The organism is Thiocapsa sp. C2-2m, assembly GCF_041903745.1.
Lineage (GTDB): Bacteria > Pseudomonadota > Gammaproteobacteria > Chromatiales > Chromatiaceae > Thiocapsa > Thiocapsa roseilacustris.
The window spans coordinates 71,319-88,212 of record NZ_JBBWVD010000012.1 but is presented as its reverse complement, the minus strand read 5'-3'; the positions used below and the strand labels follow the sequence as shown (position 1 = coordinate 88,212).

The following is a 16,894-nucleotide window of genomic DNA, read 5'->3' as shown; positions in this document are numbered from 1 at the left end:
CTCGCGGACGGACGCGGTTCATCAGCCGATCGGATCGTGCACCGTGACCAGCTTGGTCCCGTCCGGGAAGGTCGCCTCGACCTGTATGTCGTCGATCATCTCCGGGATGCCGTCGATCACATCCTCGCGGGTCAAGAGAGTGCGCCCGTAATCCATCAGCTCGGCCACCGTGCGGCCGTCGCGCGCGCCTTCCAGGATTGCGCAACTGATGTAGGCGATCGCCTCGGGATAGTTCAGCCGCACGCCCCTCGCCTTGCGGCGCTCGGCGAGCAGGCCCGCCGTGAAGAGCAGCAGCTTATCCTTCTCTCGTGGGCTAAGGTCCATGATCGGCTCCTGGTCGTCGCTGTCTGGATGTCCAATGATAGCGCGATATGCCCTCGAATCCTTCGAACCGCGCCCGTCCGATCATCGGCTGCATCAACCGGGGTCGAGCACGGCCCGAGCGTTGCCGATCTTGCGCGGCGCGGCTCAGGTCGCCCAAATCCGGGGCGCAATGGCGGACAGTGGTGTAGGTTGTGCCGAGCCGTGCGAGGCACAACCAACCGTCGGCGCAAGTTGTGCTTCCTGACGTCAGCACAACCTACGGTAGGGAATTCTTCGGAAATCGCCTAAGCGGCACGGCTCAGGTCGCCCAAATCCGGGGCGCGCTGGCGGACAGGCCGAGTAGGCTGGGACGCAGATCGCACCACAGGGCGACGAAGAGACGGCTGACCGGCTCGACCTCGAGGGCGAGCGCGCGGATCACCAAGATGTCATCGATGAGTGTCGCCCCAACCGGATATCCTACAGCGTCGGTCAGACGGCGCCGGGCGATCTCCAAGTCGTCTCGGTCGGCGCCGGTCGCAAGGAAGGTCGCGCTGACCGGAAAACCGCGCAAGCCGGCGGGCCCATCCAGGCTCGACGTACCCGCCACGCGCAACCGATCGTCCAAGAGCGGCCGATCGTCGCGTGATAGGGTCATGGCGATCTCGGCTCGGCCCTCGCCGAAGCGCTCGCCGATTGCCGGGCGTCCGAGACAGTGGATCTCCCAACCGGCAAAACGGGCGTCGCCCGAAAGCGCGACCTGCGTGCTCAAGCGACATGAGGCCCCGGGGAAAATGATGTTTTCGTGCGGGAACCATTCGAGCACGCCGCCCGCGGCCACCACCAAGCGTTGTGTCTGCAAACCGAGCGGTCCGACACTGCGATAGAACTTCGTGGCCCCCGGTGCCGTGATCAGGGTGTGTGCTCTGCCGCCCACCCGGACCTCGAGCTCCAATCGATCGCCGCCGACCACGCCGCCGGGCGGGTGAAGGAGATACAGATGGCACGGCGCCCCCTCGGGATAAAAGGGGCGTTGGATCGTCAAGGGGCCGAGCTGATGTTTGCCGACGACTCGGCTGCGCCCGTGCCGCAGGGCGATCTCAAGCTTCAGGCTGGCCTGCCAGCCGGTACCTGCGGGCGGGGCCGGCCCGGCCATTCCCGTGGTCGACGGATCTCGCGGGACAATAGGCGTGCGCGGATGTGCCGGCGGTGGAGCACGCCGGCACATCGCTCCCGAATCGGACGGGTCAATCCTCGCTGACATAGACCTCCACGCGGCGGTTCTGAGCACGCCCCGCAGACGTCGCGTTGTCGGCAATGGGGCGCTCCGGTCCGAGGCCCTCGGCCTTCAAGCGTTCCGGCTCGACCCCGCGTTCCATCAGTGCCTGCTTGACCGCCTCGGCACGCTGTTGAGACAGGGCGAGATTGGTTGCCGCGTCGCCGAGGCTGTCGGTATGTCCCTCGATGCGGGCACGGAGGTCGGGATAGGTCGCGAGCAGTGCGGCGATGCGATCCAGGGTCGGCAGATTATTCCCGGTCAAGCTCGCCATTGCGGGTTGGAAGAGCAGCTCCGTGTCGGCGAGTTTGAGCAGCACGCCGCGATCGGTGTAGGTGCCGGCAAGCTCCGAGAACCGCCGGTAAAGCTCACGCACCTCCGCCAGCTTGCCATCGGCCTCCTGCTGCACGGACGAGCGCAGCTGATCGGCCGTGCTGCGTTCTTCCGCGATCGTCGCTTCGAGTGCGGCAATACGGGCCTCGGCATCCTCCAATGCCTTCGAGCCGGTCTGCACTGCGGATTCCCGCACCGCCGCCAACTCGGCCTGTAATTCGGCCAGCTCGGCCTTCGCGTTGTCGAGCGCCGCTTGAAGCTCGACCCCCAAAGCGTCCTTCTCCTCGGCAACTTTCGCCTTCTCGGTTTGCTCGCTTCGAAGCTGTTCGAGCAATGCGGCGATCTGCCCCTCGCCCTCCTCGATCCGACGTGCCGCCTCGTCCTTCGCCAGCGCCAGCGCGGCCTCGGCAGCTTCACTTTGTGCCTTCAGAGCAGACAGGGTATCCGGCGCGACCGACTGCGCCAATTCTTCGGTGAGGGTCCCGATGCGCGCCTGCGCGTCGGCCAACTGCGCGGCGGTGGCGGCCTTGGTCTCTTCCAACACCGCGGCAGCCTCGGACTTCGCCTTCTCGAGCTCGGCCTCGGTCTGGTCAAGCCGCTCTTGAAGTGCGCTTAGGGCTTCGGTTGACTCCGTCTGCTCGCCTGACTGCGCGAGCGCCGCGCGTGCTTCGCTCAGTTCGCCTTCCAGCGCCGCGATGCGTTCGGCCTGCGCGTCGCGGACGTTGGCAAACTCGGCCTGCAATGCCTCGAGTGCCGTCTGGGCCGTTGCCGATGTCTCGGCCAGATTCGTGCAGAACGCGGCCGTCTCCTCATCCAAGGCGACGGCCGAGGGGAGCAAGCCGGCCTTCTGGGCAGCACGCATCAACTCGCTGTCTTTCGGGGTGGCCTTCGCCAGTTTCACCCGCTCGTTGATGTGCCGCTCGAGCTCCTCGATCTGCGCACGATGCTCCATAGCAGAGTCGGCGATCACCTGCTGGAGCCCGTTCAAATCGGTCTGAAGCGCGTCGGCCTTTGCGACGGCCATCTCGTACTGGCCTTGAAGGGCCTTGAAGGCGGCGATCCCGCGGTCACGCTCTTCGATTACCGCGGCGGTCTTCTCCTGCTCGGCGGCAATGGTGCGTGCGTCGGTGCGTCGCAGCACCTCGATGTCCTCGCCGAGCTTCGAGTTGCTCTGCTCGAGGGCTGCGATTCGATCCGTCAGGCCCTGTTTCTCTCCCGAATGCAGGTCGGAAAGCTGCTGTTTTTCGCCGGAATGCTGCTCTGTCAGCTCCGCGATGCGATCCTCGAGCTGCGCGACCTCTTGGCGGATGTCGCCGATGCGGGCGTCTCGCTCCTTGATCTGTGCGGCCGCCTCGGCGATCTGCGCGTCTTTTCCGGCGAGCTGCTCCGTAAGATGACCCGAATACCAATCATAGAGCAGATAGACGCCGATCAGCGCTGCCAGCAGGACCCAGACAAGCGGACGCACCAACGAGGAATTGGAATCGGGCATCGTCATCTCCTAAGGCGGTCGTTGTTATTAGGTATCCGAGCCCGTGCGATTATCCGGGAAAGGGAGCCAGGCCGCCAGCCGATGCAACCTGCGACGGCGAGCCGGCAGACTCATCCGTCGCTCGGGGCTTCCGAGGCGGCGGCGAGTGCCTGCTGCGCGATCTCCAGCTCCTCGTTGGTGGGAATCACCAGCACCTGCACGGCACTTTCTGGTGTAGTGATACAGCGCTCGCCGCGCCCTTCGAGGGCATAGTTGGTGATGTCGTCCATCTTGATCCCGAGGTTCTCCAACCCCTCGCAGGCGCGACAGCGGATCTCGGCGGAGTTCTCGCCGATACCGCCGGTGAAGACGACGGCATCGACCCGGCCGAGCTCGGCATAATAGGCGCCGATGTATTTCTTGATCCGATGGGCCGTGATGCCGATGGCAAGCTCGGCGCCGTCGTTGCCTTCCTCGGCCAGACGGTCGATCTCGCGCATATCGTTCACCCCGCAGATTCCCAAGAGACCGCTCTGGCGATTCAGCAGATCCTCGATGGCGTCCGTATCCATGCCGAGGTTTTTGGCGAGATAAAAGTGAATGGCCGGATCGATGTCGCCGCAGCGCGTGCCCATGACGAGACCCTCCAGCGGCGTTAAACCCATTGAGGTATCCACGCTCTTGCCGTCGCGGATCGCAGTCGCGCTCGAGCCGTTGCCCAGATGCAGCGTGATCAGGTTGCAGGTCTCCAAAGGCCGCCCCAGCATGCCGGCAGCGCGCTTGGCAACGTAGTAGTGCGAGGTGCCGTGGAATCCGTAGCGGCGAATCCTGTGCTCCCGGTACAGCCACTCCGGGATCGCGTAGCGATACGAGGTCCGCGGCATCGTCTGATGGAACGCGGTATCGAAGACCGCAACCGAGGGGACCGTCGGGAAGAGCCGTCGTGCGACCTCGATACCGGCGAGATGGGCCGGATTGTGCAGCGGCGCCAAGGGGACCACGCCCCTAATCGCCTCGGCGACGGCATCATCGACAATGGTCGGGCGCTTGAAATGCTCGCCGCCGTGGACGACGCGATGACCGATCACGGCCAGCTCCGAGACATCGCCCAAGACCCTGGTCTCGTGCAGCGCCTTGACGATGCGGTCGATGCCGTCTTGATGGGTCGGAATCGGCACCCGGGCGCGCCCCGATTGCCGGATCCCCGACGCATCCAACCACTCCTCCTTGATCTCGCCCTCCGGCTCGCCGATGCGCGACACCGAGCCCGAGGCGAGCGCAACCCAATCCTCGCTGCGGAAGAGCTGATATTTGATCGACGAGCTGCCTGAATTGAGGACGAGTACCTTCACCTGAGTCTCCTGATCAGTCCCGAGCGATGCCGAGGGCATCGGCATCGGCTTGCGCCAAGGCGAGTGCGTGATCGTTCTGTGCCTGGATCGCGGTGATCGTGACCGTATTGACGATGTCGGTCACGGTGCAACCTCGGCTCAGATCGTTGACGGGCTTCTTCAGACCCTGCAGCACCGGGCCGATCGCCACGGCGTTGGCGCTGCGCTGCACTGCCTTGTAGGTGTTGTTGCCGGTATTGAGATCCGGGAAGACAAAGACGGTCGCATGGCCGGCCACCTCGCTCTCGGGCATCTTCGAGCGCGCCACCCCGACGTCCACCGCCGCATCGTACTGGATCGGCCCTTCCAGCTTGAGGTCGGGACGGCGCTCGCGGGCAATCCGCACCGCCTCGCGCACCCGCTCCACGTCGGCGCCCTTTCCCGAGCTGCCGCTCGAGTAGGACAGCATGGCGACCCTCGGCTCGATCCCGAAGGCGGCGGCCGTACCGGCCGAGGTGATGGCGATGTCGGCGAGGTCTTCCGAGGTCGGATTCGGGTTGACGGCGCAGTCGCCGTAGACCAAGACCCGATCGGCAAGACACATGAAGAAGACACTGGAAACGAGCTTTATCCCCGGTTTGGTCTTGATGATCTCGAACGCCGGTCGGATGGTGTGCTGAGTCGTATGCGCAGCACCCGAGACCATACCGTCGGCATCGCCTGCATAGACCATCATGGTGCCGAAATAGCTCACGTCCTCCAAGGCATCGCGCGCCATCTGCTCGGAGATGCACTTGTGCTTGCGCAGCTCGAAATAGGTTTGCGCGTAGCGCTCGCGATCCGGGGCGCCGCTCGGGTCGATGATCGGGATCCCGTCCAGCTTGAGTCCGAGCTCGCCGATCCGGCGGCGGATCTTCTCGGGGTCGCCGAGCAGCGTGAGATCCACGACCTGGCGGAGCGTGAGAATCTCCGCCGCTCGCAGGATCCGCTCGTCGGTGCCCTCGGGCAGCACGATGCGCTGACGACGCGTTTTGGCGCGACGGATCAACTCGTACTCGAACATCAACGGCGTAGTGCGGTCGGAGTGTCGCACCGCGATCCGACCGCGCAGCTCCTCGACGTCGACATGGCCTTCGAAGACGCCCAGACCGGCCGCGATCTTGCGCTCGTCGCCGGGGAGGATGGTCGCCTCGATGCTGTTCACCCGCATGGCGGTGGTGAAGGTGTCGGTCGGCACGCGCAGAATCGAGACCTTGGTGCGGCGCAGGCCCTCGAGCAGACGCTGGACATTCTCGGCCGGCTGCAGCCCGCCGGTGAGGAGCAGCCCGGCCACACGCGGGAAGGACGAGGAGACATCGGCCGCGAGACTCGCAAGGATAATGTCGGAGCGGTCGCCGGCGGTGATGATGAGACAGCCGTCCTCGATGTAGCTGAGGAAGTCCGGGACCTCCATCGCCGCGATCTTGTAATTGGAGACGACCTGATTCATGGCGTCGCCGTCGCCGCAGAGACACTCGCAGTCCAGGGCCTTGCGGATCTCGCCGACGGTGGGCATGCCGAGTGCGGCCTGGCGCGGCAGCACATAGACGTTCTCGCGTTCCGGCAAGAGCTTGCGGGCGCGGGCCTTGACCGTTTCGACATGCTCGGGGTCGACCCCGTTGATGACGCTCGCGAGAAAATCCCCGCCGCGATTGCGCATCGACTCGTGGGCCATGTAGAGCGCCTCAAGCGCCTCTTCCGGGCTGCGCCCGAAGCCCTTCACCACAACCACGACGTTGCAGCCGAGGTTGTTGGCCAGGTCGGCGTTGAAGTCGAACTCCAGGGAGGGAACCAAACCGTCGAAGTCGGTCCCGGCGCAGACGACAAGGTCGCAGCTCTCTTCCAGCATCTTGAATTTATTCAAGATCATCTTGAGCAACTCGTCATAATGACCGGCCGCAACCAGATGACTGGCGGTCTCCGCCGTACAGCCGTAGAGCATCTCCGGGGAGAAGGGTAGGTCGTAACGACTGCGGATGAGGGTGGTCAGGTTGTCCTGCTCGACGCCCTTGGAGACGATCGGGCGGAAAAACCCCACCCTCCGATTGATGGCGTAGAGCATCTCCATGAAGCCCAGAACAACCACGGACTTACCGCTGCCGGAACCGGCACCGGCGATGTAGACGCTTTGCATGGATCTTCCTCTTGCGCGAAACAGGCTTGACGGGGCCGAGCGACCCGATCGCATGATTGGATGATTCGGCACGACGAACGCCCCGAATGCTGCACTGCGCAAAAATACCAGATAAAGGCTCTCGACCGCGACCTCCTATTAAGCCGCGTCCGATTAAGCCGCGTCCGAGCGACATGTCGATGTGCGGCTCAGGGCCGCACCGTCGAGGGCACCAGCGAGCTCAGGCTTGACGCGGCTTAAGTGTTTAAAATTTTTATCATCTTGAACCCCGTCGACTCGGACGCCTGTCGGTATCCACGAGACCGAAGCAATCCCCGCACCGTCCATATCCCGCCGGACGCGGTTCAACGGCGGTTCACAGGGCCTCGGACAGGCGCCACTCCCCAAAACTCTCGGTGAGATACGCCTTGCTGCTGATGTAATTCAGGACGTTGCGCAGCCGATAGAAACGCACCACCGAGTCGACCCTGAGCAGCTCCTTGCCGCGCTCGTCGAAGAAGAGGATCGACGGGGCGTAAAAGAGCCCGAGCTCGGCGGCCCACTCGCGTGCGGTGGTGCGCTCGCCGGAGGGCGTGACGACCGGCGTGTCGGACCACATATCGAGCTGGATGCTGTCGAAGTTTCCGAAATAGCGCGTGATCGCGGGTTCCCTCAGGGCTTGGCCGTGCAACACGTCGCAGGCATGGCAATCACCCTGCTCGAAGAAGACGGCGAGCGGGCGTTCGCTCGGGAAGCGTCGATCCAGGTTGTACGGAGGCTTCGCGAAGAAGGGCTGCTCGTTCAGGTCCTCCGGCTCGAACACCATCCGGTTCTCGCCGCGGGCGAGATAATCCCGAAAGGTCTCGCGGGTATAGTGCCCGTCGGCGACATACTCGAGCGCGGCTCGGAACTGATAGGGCGGATAATAGCCGCGCAAGCGTAGGGCGAGCTTGCCCTCGGCGTCGTAGAAGAGCAGGGAGGGGGTAAAGTTGGTGTCCTCGCGGACGGAGAGCTCGCGCTCGGTCATCACCTCGCCGTCGATCGTCGTAACCTCCTCCACACCCCAGACGTCGATGGCGACCAGATCGAAATGGCGCTGGGTGTACTCGAGGACATCGGAAAGACCGAAGTTTTCGTTCAGGAGCTTGTGACAGTAGGCACAGTGTTTCTGGCCGAAATAGACGATCAGCCCCTGTTTGTCGTCGGCGATCGCCGCTTCGAGGTCGCTCGGAAGATCGAGGAAACCCGTCTTGAACCAATCCGGATGCTCGAGCAGATCCTCGCGCGGAAAGTCGTCGAAGCTGTAGGCCGAATCATCGGGCGGGGGCGTGTCTTGGGCCTTCGCGCCGTCGATGCTCGCCGGGGAACCCGTGAGCAGACCCAGTGTCAAGACGATCGCCGAGGTGGCGGACAAGCGCAGCATGCGTGATCTCCGTTGGGGGTTTAAACCGCGTCCAGAGTGAAACACGTCATTTTCATGTTGTGTCGGGCTCGAGGATTTTTCCGATCTTTGTGGAGACGCGGTTTAAAATTTAACATTTTTAATACATTAAACCGTGCTAGCTCCGACAGTTATCGGAGCTGGCGCGGCCAAGCCAATCCAACAAACGACGCATACCGCACCGGGCGCGGTTCAGTCGTCAACGCCGTCCGGGGCGCAACCGGATCACCGGGTTCGGATCCGTCTCGATCAGGGCTCGCGGCCGATGATGCGCAAGGCGATGAACAGGGCCGCCACCGATCGGGCCTCGTCGAAGTCCTCGCGGGCAAGCAGCGCGTCGATCGCGTCGAGTCTCCAAGGCACCACCTCGATCGGCTCGGGCTCATCGCCGGGGAGTGACTTGGGATAGAGGTCGCGCGCCAGCACGATGAGACTATGGTGCTCGATATAGCCGGGCACCAGCGAGACGCGTTTGATGATGCGCAGATCACGCGCACCATAGCCGATCTCCTCCTGGATCTCGCGATCCGCGGCGGCCAAGGGATCCTCGCCGGATTCAACGACGCCCTTGGGCAGGCCGAGCTCGTAGCGGTCGCTGCCGGCACCGTATTCGCGGATAAGGAGCACCGTCTCGGGGTCGAGCAGGGGGACGATCATGACCGAATCCGTGCCGCCGGGCACGCGCTCGAAGGTGCGGCGCGCGCCGTTCGAAAACTCCAGATCGACCTCCTCCACCCGGAACAAGCGGCTCTGGGCGACGATCCGCCGATCCAGTATTTTCGGTTTGCGAAGCATAAACGAAACTCCGATGGGTCAAGTCGTTGCGAAGCGACGCTGGAAACTCAAGTCGACAAGGGGCATGGCATGTTCGATTGGCATCGTATCGACACCGTCTTCCTGGACATGGACGGCACCCTGCTCGACCTGCACTTCGACAATCATTTTTGGCTCGAGCACGTCCCCAAGCGCTACGCGCAAGCCCGCGGGCTCGCACCCGAAGCTGCCAAGGCCGAGCTGCTCGCCCGCTATCGCGATATCGAGGGCACACTCGAGTGGTACTGCATCGACCACTGGAGCCGCGAGCTCGGCCTGGATATCGCCCTGCTCAAGCAGGAGGTCGAGCATCTGATCGCGGTCCATCCGCATGTGCTTGAGTTTCTAGAGGCACTCAAGCGACGCGGCAAGCGGCGCGTCCTGGTCACCAACGCCCATCAGAAGGCGCTCGCACTGAAGCTCGCGCGGACGCGGCTCGGCGGACACTTCGAGCGGATTATCTGCTCGCACGACCTGCGGATCGCCAAGGAGGCGCCGGGTTTCTGGTCGCTCGTGCAGGCGACCGAACCCTTCGACGTCGAGCGGACCCTCTTTATTGACGACAGCACGCGGGTCTTGCAGGCGGCGCGCGACTTCGGGTTTCACTGGTTGATGGCCGTTGTCGAGCCCGACTCGAAGGGTCCGAGACGAGAGGTCGCCGACTTTCCCGCGATCGCTCACTTCGGCGATCTGCTTCCGGGTCTGCATTCGGACTGACCGAGCCGAATCGCAGAGGCCACACCGGAACAGTTCAAAACAACCCGGGCGCCAAGGTTATCGTTGTCGTTGTCGTTGTCGTTGTCGTTGTCGTCGTTCTCGATTACGACAACGATTCGGTCCTCAACCTTTCCCCGACAGGTTACAAAGCGCGGTTTCGCCGCTCAATCGACCGGCTCGGGCGCCGGAGCAGGCGTCGGCTGATTCGTGACGTCCGCGCTCGGTTTCTTGGACCGACGCCGCCGACGCCGCTTCTTCGGCTCACCTGTCGAGGTCTCCGTATCCTGCGCGCCCGCCTCCCGGCTATCGGTCAACGGCGCGTCGCTGACCGCTGACGGGTCCGCCACCGAGCGGGCCGCCGCCAACGGATCCGTAAGCGCAGCGACCTCTGGCTGTCTCCGAGGTGCCGCGACAGGGGTCTCGTCCGGAGTCTCCGCGGACGGCGCCCTCGGCTGCGTCTCCGACCGGGGTGGCGACCGACGCTCCCCGCCCGCGCGCGGACGGCGCTCGCCGCGTCCGGCACCGGCTCCGCCACCACGGGGCGAGCGTGCCGGCCGCGCCTCGCACCGATCCTCTCGGTCCGGGCGCAGCCGGCTGCGCGGATTCACCTCGGCAAGCAGCGCCGGATCGACCGGCTCGACCGGGATCTTCGCGCCGATGAAGGCCTCGATGTCCGGCAGGCAGAAGGCATAGGTCTCGCAGACAAAGCCGATCGCGTCCCCGGCAGCACCGGCACGCGCGGTCCGCCCGATGCGGTGAACATAGTCCTCCGGATCCTCGGGCAGATCGTAGTTCACGACATGGGTCACGTCCGGGATGTGCAGGCCGCGCGCGGCCACGTCGGTGCCGACCAGCACCGGTAGCTTGCCGTCGGTGAAGTCCTTCAGGAGCTTCAGACGCTTCTTCTGGGGCACGTCGCCGGAGAGCACCGCGGTGTTGATCCCGTTGCCCTGGAGGAAGCCCCAGACGCGATCGGCCTCGCGTTTGGTGTTGACGAAGACCATGATGCGCGCATCGTCCCAGCCGCGGACCAAGCCGAGCAACAAGGCGATCTTCTCCTCGTTGGAGGTCATGTAGCAGCATTGGCGCACGCGATCGGCCGTGATGGTCTCGGTTTCGATCTTCACGAGCTGAGGATGATTCATGTGCTCGTAGGCAAGCTCGGTGACGCGATAGGACAGCGTCGCCGAGAAGAGGAGCCCCTGACGGTTCTCAGGTGGCGGCATTCGCCGGAGCAGGAAGCGGATATCCTTGATGAATCCGAGGTCGAACATCCGGTCGGCCTCGTCGAGCACGACCGCCTCGATCGCCTGCAGATCGAACACCTTCTGCTTGAAATAGTCGATCAGACGCCCAGGTGTACCGATGAGGATGTCGATCCCGCGGGCAACCTGGTCGCGCTGTTCTTGATACCCCGCTCCGCCGTAAACCACCGCAATGCGCAAGCTTGTGTGCTTGGCCAGCAGCTCGGTATCCCGATGAATCTGAACGGCGAGCTCGCGGGTCGGGGCAAGGATAAGCGCACGCGGACGCGCGATCCGTTCCGACGGCGGCGCAGAATTGGTCAGCAGACGCTGCATCAGCACGATCAGGAAAGCGGCTGTCTTGCCCGTACCGGTCTGGGCCTGGCCGGCGACGTCCCGTCCCGACAGTGCGATCGGCAGGGTTCGTTCCTGGATCGGGGTACAGCGGGTGAAGCCCGCCTCTTCGAGTCCGTCGATGATCCGTTGATCGAGCGCGAAGCTGTCGAAGCGGGTCTGAGTGAGGTGTTTGTCGGTCATGACTTGGGGAGTCCCTGGAGCTACGCGCCTCGCGGATTGTGCAAGGCTTGCAAAATCTCTTCGCTTTGGATCAAATAGCATCTTACTCAAGGGCACATACCAACGCCAATTCGCCCACCCGCTCCACAACCCGTTCGCGCCGCGCCCCAGCGACCCCGCTCCGCCGTCATCCGCCGAACGTGTTAGCGAAACCACCGCCCGCGCCGCAACCACCCTATGGGAGATCACTTCAGTGAGCGATAGCATCGTCCATGTGACCGATGATTCATTCGAAGACGAGGTGTTGAAATCCCTCGAACCCGTGCTCGTGGACTACTGGGCCGACTGGTGCGGACCCTGCAAGATGATTGCACCCGTACTCGACGAGATCGCCGGTGAGTACGCCGGCCGTATCAAGGTCGCGAAGCTCAACATCGACGAGAACCCCAACACCCCGCCACGTTACGGTATTCGCGGCATCCCGACCCTGATGCTGTTCCGTCAAGGCGAGGTCGAGGCCACCAAGGTCGGTGCAGTGTCCAAGTCCCAGCTCACGGCCTTCATCGACAGTAATCTCTAAAGGCCACCGGTAAAGGCATCCGGTCCAACCTGCCGGCCGCCCCGCGGACCGGAACCGACACCGGCACCCATGGCCACCGATCGACACTCCCGAGGGGCCGCCGCCAAGGCGCCCCGTCCCCGTAAAGCGAACACCCCCAACCGCGTTCCCCCGCAACACGGGCCCTGCCCCGGGGCGTTGCCGAACACCCCCTCACCTCCGCCGACGAAAAAAGTGATGAACCTAACCGAACTAAAGAAAGCGCCCGTACCCGAGCTGGTCGCACTGGCCCAGTCGATGGAGATCGAAGGCGTCGGGCGGTCGCGTAAACAAGACCTGATCTTCGCCATCCTCAAGGCGCAGGCCAAACGCGGCGAGGACATCTCCGGCGACGGGGTGCTTGAGATCCTCACCGACGGCTTCGGATTCCTGCGCTCGGCAGACGCCTCCTATCTCGCCGGGCCGGACGACATCTATGTCTCCCCCAGCCAGATCCGCCGCTTCGCGCTGCGCACCGGCGACACCATCTCCGGCAAGATTCGCCCACCCAAGGACGGCGAGCGCTATTTCGCGCTGCTCAAGGTCAACGACATCAACTTCGACCGGCCGGAAAACGCCAAGTCGAAGATCCTGTTCGAGAACTTCACGCCGCTGTTCGCCAACAAGCGGCTCACCCTTGAGATCGGCAACGGCAGCACCGAGGACATCACAGCACGGACCATCGATCTGGTAGCCCCCATCGGCAAGGGTCAGCGCGGACTCATCGTCTCGCCGCCCAAGGCCGGCAAGACCATGATGTTGCAGAACATCGCCCAATCGATCGGACACAATCATCCGGATTGCTACCTGATCGTGCTGCTGATCGACGAGCGCCCGGAAGAGGTTACCGAGATGGCCCGCTCGGTGCGCGGCGAGGTTATCTCCTCGACCTTCGACGAGCCTGCGACCCGCCACGTCCAGGTCGCCGAGATGGTCATCGAGAAGGCCAAGCGCCTGGTCGAGCACAAGCGCGACGTCGTGATCCTGCTCGACTCCATCACCCGTCTCGCGCGCGCCTACAACACGGTCGTGCCCTCGTCAGGCAAGGTGTTGACCGGTGGTGTCGACGCCAACGCACTGCAGCGCCCCAAGCGCTTTTTCGGCGCCGCGCGCAACGTCGAGGAAGGCGGCAGCCTGACGATCCTGGCGACCGCATTGGTCGACACCGGCTCGCGCATGGACGACGTCATCTACGAGGAGTTCAAGGGCACCGGCAACATGGAGATCCATATGGATCGCCGCATCGCCGAGCGTCGCATCTTCCCCTCCATCAACATCAACCGCTCCGGCACGCGCCGCGAAGAGCTGCTGATGAACCCCGCCGAGCTTCAGAAGATGTGGATCCTGCGCAAGATCCTGCACCCGATGGACGAGCTCGCCGCAATGGAATTCCTGCACGACAAGCTCAAGGCGACCAAGACCAACGACGAGTTCTTCTCCTCCATGAAGGGTTAAACCGCGTCTCGGTGTGACATGAATCGCTCCGAGTCAATCCGGCTGCCTTGCACGCGCCAACGAGCAACGCCGTTAACGCGGTTTAAGTCTTTTTCTTGCTTATTTCTAAACCGCGTCCAACTCGTATCTCAAGGGATCCACCCGACGGCCATTCCAGACTCGAGCTCAGGGTTCGCTCGGGACGCGGTTTAGCATGTATGCGCCGAAGCCGATGCGACCGCTCTGGCCGCCGCCGATCAAGCGGGACAAGCCCCGCAAGTCCGGGCGAACCGAGGACGCGCGACGTCAGCCGCGCATCCCGCTCACGCATCACGAGATCCTGGCCCTTGCGGAGCCCTTTACGCGTCGGGGGCGACATGTCGATCTCGCCGGGAGCGACCGACTGGCGCGCCGTATCCGTTTCAAACTAAAAGAGTATCCGGGCACGCAGGATGGTCCGGGCGGACTGACCGAGACGCTCGTCCTCGAGAACCCGGGTCGACAACACTTCCGTTTGATCCGGACGCTGACCGACGTGGCCGGTCGCGTCGCGACCCTGCGCAGCGACGGGCCTGACCCGAAGGCCCTGATCGAGCGGGTCGATGCGGTGGATCCGAGGCGCCAGTTCCCGAGGCTCGGCGGTGTGCGGGTGGCCTGCAGTTATCGAATCGAGGTCGACCCGGGCACCGACGGGGGCTCGAACGGGGCGGTGCGTCTCGTCTTCCTGCGCGCCTTGACGGACCTCTACGGGATCGGCATCGAGCTCGACGCACAGGTCGGACATGGGATGCCTGCCGAGATCCGGCTCCTTCCGACCCCTCAGCGGTCGATCCGTCCACCGGAGGATCTGCTGGCGGTGTTGGGATGGGCGTGGCGGTCCTTACGTCCGTTCAACGGGGGTTGGCGTGCCCATCTGCGCATCCAGGCTGCCGAGCCGGCACGCACCCCGGATGTCGAGGCCAAGCTCGCGCGGACCTTGGAACATCTCGTCGCGACACTCGGCGCCCCGCCCGCCGACTTTCACCGGACCTGGTTGCGGCAGCGCTGGCTCGCACTGGCGAGACGCACACTCGGACTCATGACCATCGCCGGTCTCTTGGCCATCGGTCCGGGGATCCTGCTGTTCGGCGCCCCGGAGGGCTCGCCGCTGCGCCTCTTGTCGTTCGTAATGCCCGCGCTCCTGATCCTCGTCCTGATCGCGCGACACGAGACGCCGAGCCTGAAGGTCACCCCGCTGCCGCGGCCCTTGCCTGCCGACGCTTGGATGCCGATTCCCCGAGACGCCCGCGATGACCGCGATGACCGCTCGGCCGACCGCCAAGAGTCAGCGTAGGGAGAGCAGAGAGGCCGCCAGGTCGACGAGCTCTTGCTCGGTCAGGTTGGCCGCGGGCACGGTGGCGTTTGGAATGACGGACTTTGGACAGGTGAAGTCGAGCGCGAGCCAAGCAGAGGAGCATCAATCCCGCTTCAGACGATAGAAGCCGACCTCGGCGATACAGACATCGGCGTGAAACACACGACCGATGCCGAGGATCCCGAGCTTGGTCAGTCGACGGGTATCAAGCCGCTGGACCAGGCGATGCGGCTCGAAGGACTCGAAGGGCAGATGCACCTCGCGCCACTCGGGTCCGGCGACGAAGGTGGCGCGATAGGACTGCCAGGGCAGAAGGGTCGCCGTGGATTTGAGATGGAGGTTGTAGACCTCGCGGTTGCCGTGCACCAAGAGCCGAACCCCGTCGAACGTGCTCGCATCCAACCCGGTCTCGGGACCGCCCGGCTGGGTCAGATCCAGCATCGCCTGCACGAAACCGCCGTTGTTCGCCAGACTGACCTCGCCGGCGAGACAGAGCGCCTGCCGCCCGTCGAGAACACGCCGCTTGATGGCCCCCTCCGAGCGCCCGCCCATGACCTGGTCGGTCACGGCTCGCCAAGGCGTACCCAGTACCGAGAGACCGTCCGCACGGGAGAAATCGTCGATCAGACCCCCGTCCGCGAGGGATGGATTGAGGATAGCGAGCATGAGCAGCAACCCCACGATAATGGAACCGAGAGAACGACCTTGATACATTGCCCCATGCAAAGATAGGTGATCTTTGACGTCACACAACCGGATGACCCCATGACCGCCCGACCGAGAAGCCTTCACCTCGTCCTCCCGGCCGCCGCTGCGGCACTCTGGTTGTCCATAAACATCGCGATCGGCGCTGCGCCTGCGAGCGAACCCCAATACCTGCCGATATCGGCCAAGGCCGAGGTGGGCTCGGCGACCATCCAACTGGAAGTCGCGCGCACGCCGCAGCAGCGCGCACTCGGCCTCATGTTCAGACCGGCCCTTGCGGACGATCGCGGGATGCTGTTCCCCGCCGACCCCTCGCGCCCGATCCGGATGTGGATGAAGAACGTCCCGGTCGCGCTCGACCTGATCTTCATGTACGAAGGTCGGGTCGTGGCAATGGCCGAGCAGGTGCCGCCCTGCCTCGAGGCGTCCTGCCCGAGCTACGGCCCCTTCAAGCGAGCGGTCGATCAGGTGCTCGAGCTGCGGGCGGGGCGCGCCGCCGAGTTGGGACTGAGCGCGGGTGATCCGATTCGAATCGAGGACATTGCCCCATAGGTTACGAACGCTGCTCCATCGTCGTTCGGTCGCTTCAAGGCGTCCCGGTCAGTCTCCTCGATCACTCCCCTGCTCGAAATCCACCTTATCGTAGATCTCCCGCATCGCGACCCGGCACCCGAGAGAGGAAAAGACCACCTCCGCATCAAGCCCCTCGCTCTCGCTCAGTACCCAACGGCCGTCCGGCTGGCGGGAAAAAACCTCGACCAGCGGCTGATCCTGGCTGACCAGGGCGTATTCTTCGAGGCTCGGCAGTCGGCGGTAGGTCGCGAACTTGCCGCCGCGATCGTAGGCTTCGGTCGATACGGACAGAACTTCGACGATCAGCGCCGGGTTCAGCAGCACATCCTGTCGATCGTCGTGGAAACGAGGCGCTTCGCACAGTGCCGTCAGATCCGGATACTTCCCGGCGTTCGCCGCTTCGATACGAACCCGCATGTCGCTCGGCAGCACGTAACAGGGTGAACCCTTCAGTCGGGCGCGCAGCTCGCTTCCCAGATTGAGCACGATCAGGTTGTGATTGAAGGAGGCGCCCGTCATGGCGAACACCTCGCCGTTCACGTACTCATGCTTGGCATCGCGACCCGCGCGCTCGGCAGCGAGGTAGTCCTCGAATCCATACTGCGGTTGGGTCTTCAGCGTCATCGAATTCTT

At 64.1% G+C, this 16,894-nt stretch carries 15 protein-coding genes; 5 read left to right on the top strand and 10 right to left on the bottom strand.

From position 1 onward, the window contains the following. Positions 1 to 21: 21 nt before the first annotated feature. The 7 genes from ureA to nudE all read right to left on the bottom strand — a co-directional run bounded on the left by ureA (position 22) and on the right by nudE (position 9,102). A complete protein-coding gene (ureA, locus tag AADX97_RS11270; protein WP_374234348.1) occupies positions 22 to 324 on the bottom strand; it encodes an urease subunit gamma in 303 nt (100 codons plus the stop codon). 298 nt (positions 325 to 622) lie between these two features. Next, positions 623 to 1,459: an urease accessory protein UreD gene (locus AADX97_RS11265; protein WP_374234347.1), complete on the bottom strand. Its 837-nt coding sequence runs from the start codon at positions 1,457 to 1,459 to the stop codon at positions 623 to 625. A gap of 91 nt (positions 1,460 to 1,550) precedes the next feature. Beyond that, positions 1,551 to 3,404 carry an OmpA family protein gene (locus tag AADX97_RS11260; RefSeq protein WP_374234346.1) on the bottom strand — a complete coding sequence of 618 codons (1,854 nt, stop codon included), beginning with the start codon at positions 3,402 to 3,404 and terminating at the stop codon, positions 1,551 to 1,553. A gap of 110 nt (positions 3,405 to 3,514) precedes the next feature. Beyond that, positions 3,515 to 4,735, bottom strand: a complete 1,221-nt coding sequence (locus AADX97_RS11255; RefSeq protein WP_374234345.1) for an acetate/propionate family kinase — start codon at positions 4,733 to 4,735, stop codon at positions 3,515 to 3,517. Positions 4,736 to 4,748: 13 nt separating this feature from the next. Further along, positions 4,749 to 6,887 carry a phosphate acetyltransferase gene (gene pta, locus AADX97_RS11250; protein WP_374234344.1) on the bottom strand — a complete coding sequence of 713 codons (2,139 nt, stop codon included), beginning with the start codon at positions 6,885 to 6,887 and terminating at the stop codon, positions 4,749 to 4,751. 355 nt (positions 6,888 to 7,242) lie between these two features. Further along, positions 7,243 to 8,289 (bottom strand): thioredoxin family protein, encoded by a 1,047-nt coding sequence (locus AADX97_RS11245; protein WP_374234343.1) that lies wholly within the window; start codon positions 8,287 to 8,289, stop codon positions 7,243 to 7,245. A gap of 267 nt (positions 8,290 to 8,556) precedes the next feature. Continuing rightward, positions 8,557 to 9,102 carry an ADP compounds hydrolase NudE gene (gene nudE / locus AADX97_RS11240; protein WP_374234342.1) on the bottom strand — a complete coding sequence of 182 codons (546 nt, stop codon included), beginning with the start codon at positions 9,100 to 9,102 and terminating at the stop codon, positions 8,557 to 8,559. 69 nt (positions 9,103 to 9,171) lie between these two features. Here nudE and yrfG point away from each other — a divergent pair, with 69 nt between their 5' ends. Further along, the gene (gene yrfG, locus AADX97_RS11235) at positions 9,172 to 9,837 is read left to right on the top strand and encodes a GMP/IMP nucleotidase (protein ID WP_374234341.1); all 666 of its coding nucleotides are present in this window, start codon (positions 9,172 to 9,174) and stop codon (positions 9,835 to 9,837) included. Positions 9,838 to 10,001: 164 nt separating this feature from the next. Here yrfG and AADX97_RS11230 read toward each other — a convergent pair whose 3' ends face one another. Then, complete coding sequence (locus tag AADX97_RS11230; RefSeq protein ID WP_374234340.1) at positions 10,002 to 11,618, bottom strand: DEAD/DEAH box helicase; 1,617 nt, start codon at positions 11,616 to 11,618, stop codon at positions 10,002 to 10,004. A gap of 232 nt (positions 11,619 to 11,850) precedes the next feature. On the opposite strand from AADX97_RS11230, the gene trxA reads away from it, so the two are divergent. The 3 genes from trxA (at position 11,851) to AADX97_RS11215 (ending at position 14,962) form a co-directional block, all read left to right on the top strand. After that, the gene (trxA, locus tag AADX97_RS11225; protein WP_007192251.1) at positions 11,851 to 12,177 is read left to right on the top strand and encodes a thioredoxin TrxA; all 327 of its coding nucleotides are present in this window, start codon (positions 11,851 to 11,853) and stop codon (positions 12,175 to 12,177) included. Positions 12,178 to 12,393: 216 nt separating this feature from the next. Continuing rightward, entirely contained in the window at positions 12,394 to 13,650 is a 1,257-nt protein-coding gene (rho, locus tag AADX97_RS11220; RefSeq protein WP_213457618.1) for a transcription termination factor Rho, read from the top strand. A 193-nt stretch (positions 13,651 to 13,843) separates the two neighbouring features. Next, entirely contained in the window at positions 13,844 to 14,962 is a 1,119-nt protein-coding gene (locus AADX97_RS11215) for a hypothetical protein (protein WP_374234339.1), read from the top strand. Between the two features lie 123 nt (positions 14,963 to 15,085). Here AADX97_RS11215 and AADX97_RS11210 read toward each other — a convergent pair whose 3' ends face one another. After that, positions 15,086 to 15,649 carry a CIA30 family protein gene (locus tag AADX97_RS11210; protein WP_374234338.1) on the bottom strand — a complete coding sequence of 188 codons (564 nt, stop codon included), beginning with the start codon at positions 15,647 to 15,649 and terminating at the stop codon, positions 15,086 to 15,088. Between the two features lie 99 nt (positions 15,650 to 15,748). Between AADX97_RS11210 and AADX97_RS11205 the strand changes: the two genes are divergently transcribed. Further along, positions 15,749 to 16,240 carry a DUF192 domain-containing protein gene (locus AADX97_RS11205; protein WP_374234337.1) on the top strand — a complete coding sequence of 164 codons (492 nt, stop codon included), beginning with the start codon at positions 15,749 to 15,751 and terminating at the stop codon, positions 16,238 to 16,240. 48 nt (positions 16,241 to 16,288) lie between these two features. On the opposite strand, the gene AADX97_RS11200 is transcribed toward AADX97_RS11205, so the two are convergent. After that, positions 16,289 to 16,885, bottom strand: a complete 597-nt coding sequence (locus AADX97_RS11200) for a Uma2 family endonuclease (RefSeq protein WP_374234336.1) — start codon at positions 16,883 to 16,885, stop codon at positions 16,289 to 16,291. Positions 16,886 to 16,894: the final 9 nt, after the last annotated feature.

Coding starts and splice junctions, on each gene's coding strand:
- ureA (WP_374234348.1), bottom strand. CDS start 324: ATGGACCTTAGCCCACGAGAGAAGGATAAGCTGCTGCTCTTCACGGCG.
- AADX97_RS11265 (WP_374234347.1), bottom strand. CDS start 1,459: ATGGCCGGGCCGGCCCCGCCCGCAGGTACCGGCTGGCAGGCCAGCCTG.
- AADX97_RS11260 (WP_374234346.1), bottom strand. CDS start 3,404: ATGCCCGATTCCAATTCCTCGTTGGTGCGTCCGCTTGTCTGGGTCCTG.
- pta (WP_374234344.1), bottom strand. CDS start 6,887: ATGCAAAGCGTCTACATCGCCGGTGCCGGTTCCGGCAGCGGTAAGTCC.
- AADX97_RS11245 (WP_374234343.1), bottom strand. CDS start 8,289: ATGCTGCGCTTGTCCGCCACCTCGGCGATCGTCTTGACACTGGGTCTG.
- nudE (WP_374234342.1), bottom strand. CDS start 9,102: ATGCTTCGCAAACCGAAAATACTGGATCGGCGGATCGTCGCCCAGAGC.
- yrfG (WP_374234341.1), top strand. CDS start 9,172: ATGTTCGATTGGCATCGTATCGACACCGTCTTCCTGGACATGGACGGC.
- AADX97_RS11230 (WP_374234340.1), bottom strand. CDS start 11,618: ATGACCGACAAACACCTCACTCAGACCCGCTTCGACAGCTTCGCGCTC.
- rho (WP_213457618.1), top strand. CDS start 12,394: ATGAACCTAACCGAACTAAAGAAAGCGCCCGTACCCGAGCTGGTCGCA.
- AADX97_RS11215 (WP_374234339.1), top strand. CDS start 13,844: ATGTATGCGCCGAAGCCGATGCGACCGCTCTGGCCGCCGCCGATCAAG.
- AADX97_RS11210 (WP_374234338.1), bottom strand. CDS start 15,649: ATGCTCGCTATCCTCAATCCATCCCTCGCGGACGGGGGTCTGATCGAC.
- AADX97_RS11205 (WP_374234337.1), top strand. CDS start 15,749: ATGACCGCCCGACCGAGAAGCCTTCACCTCGTCCTCCCGGCCGCCGCT.
- AADX97_RS11200 (WP_374234336.1), bottom strand. CDS start 16,885: ATGACGCTGAAGACCCAACCGCAGTATGGATTCGAGGACTACCTCGCT.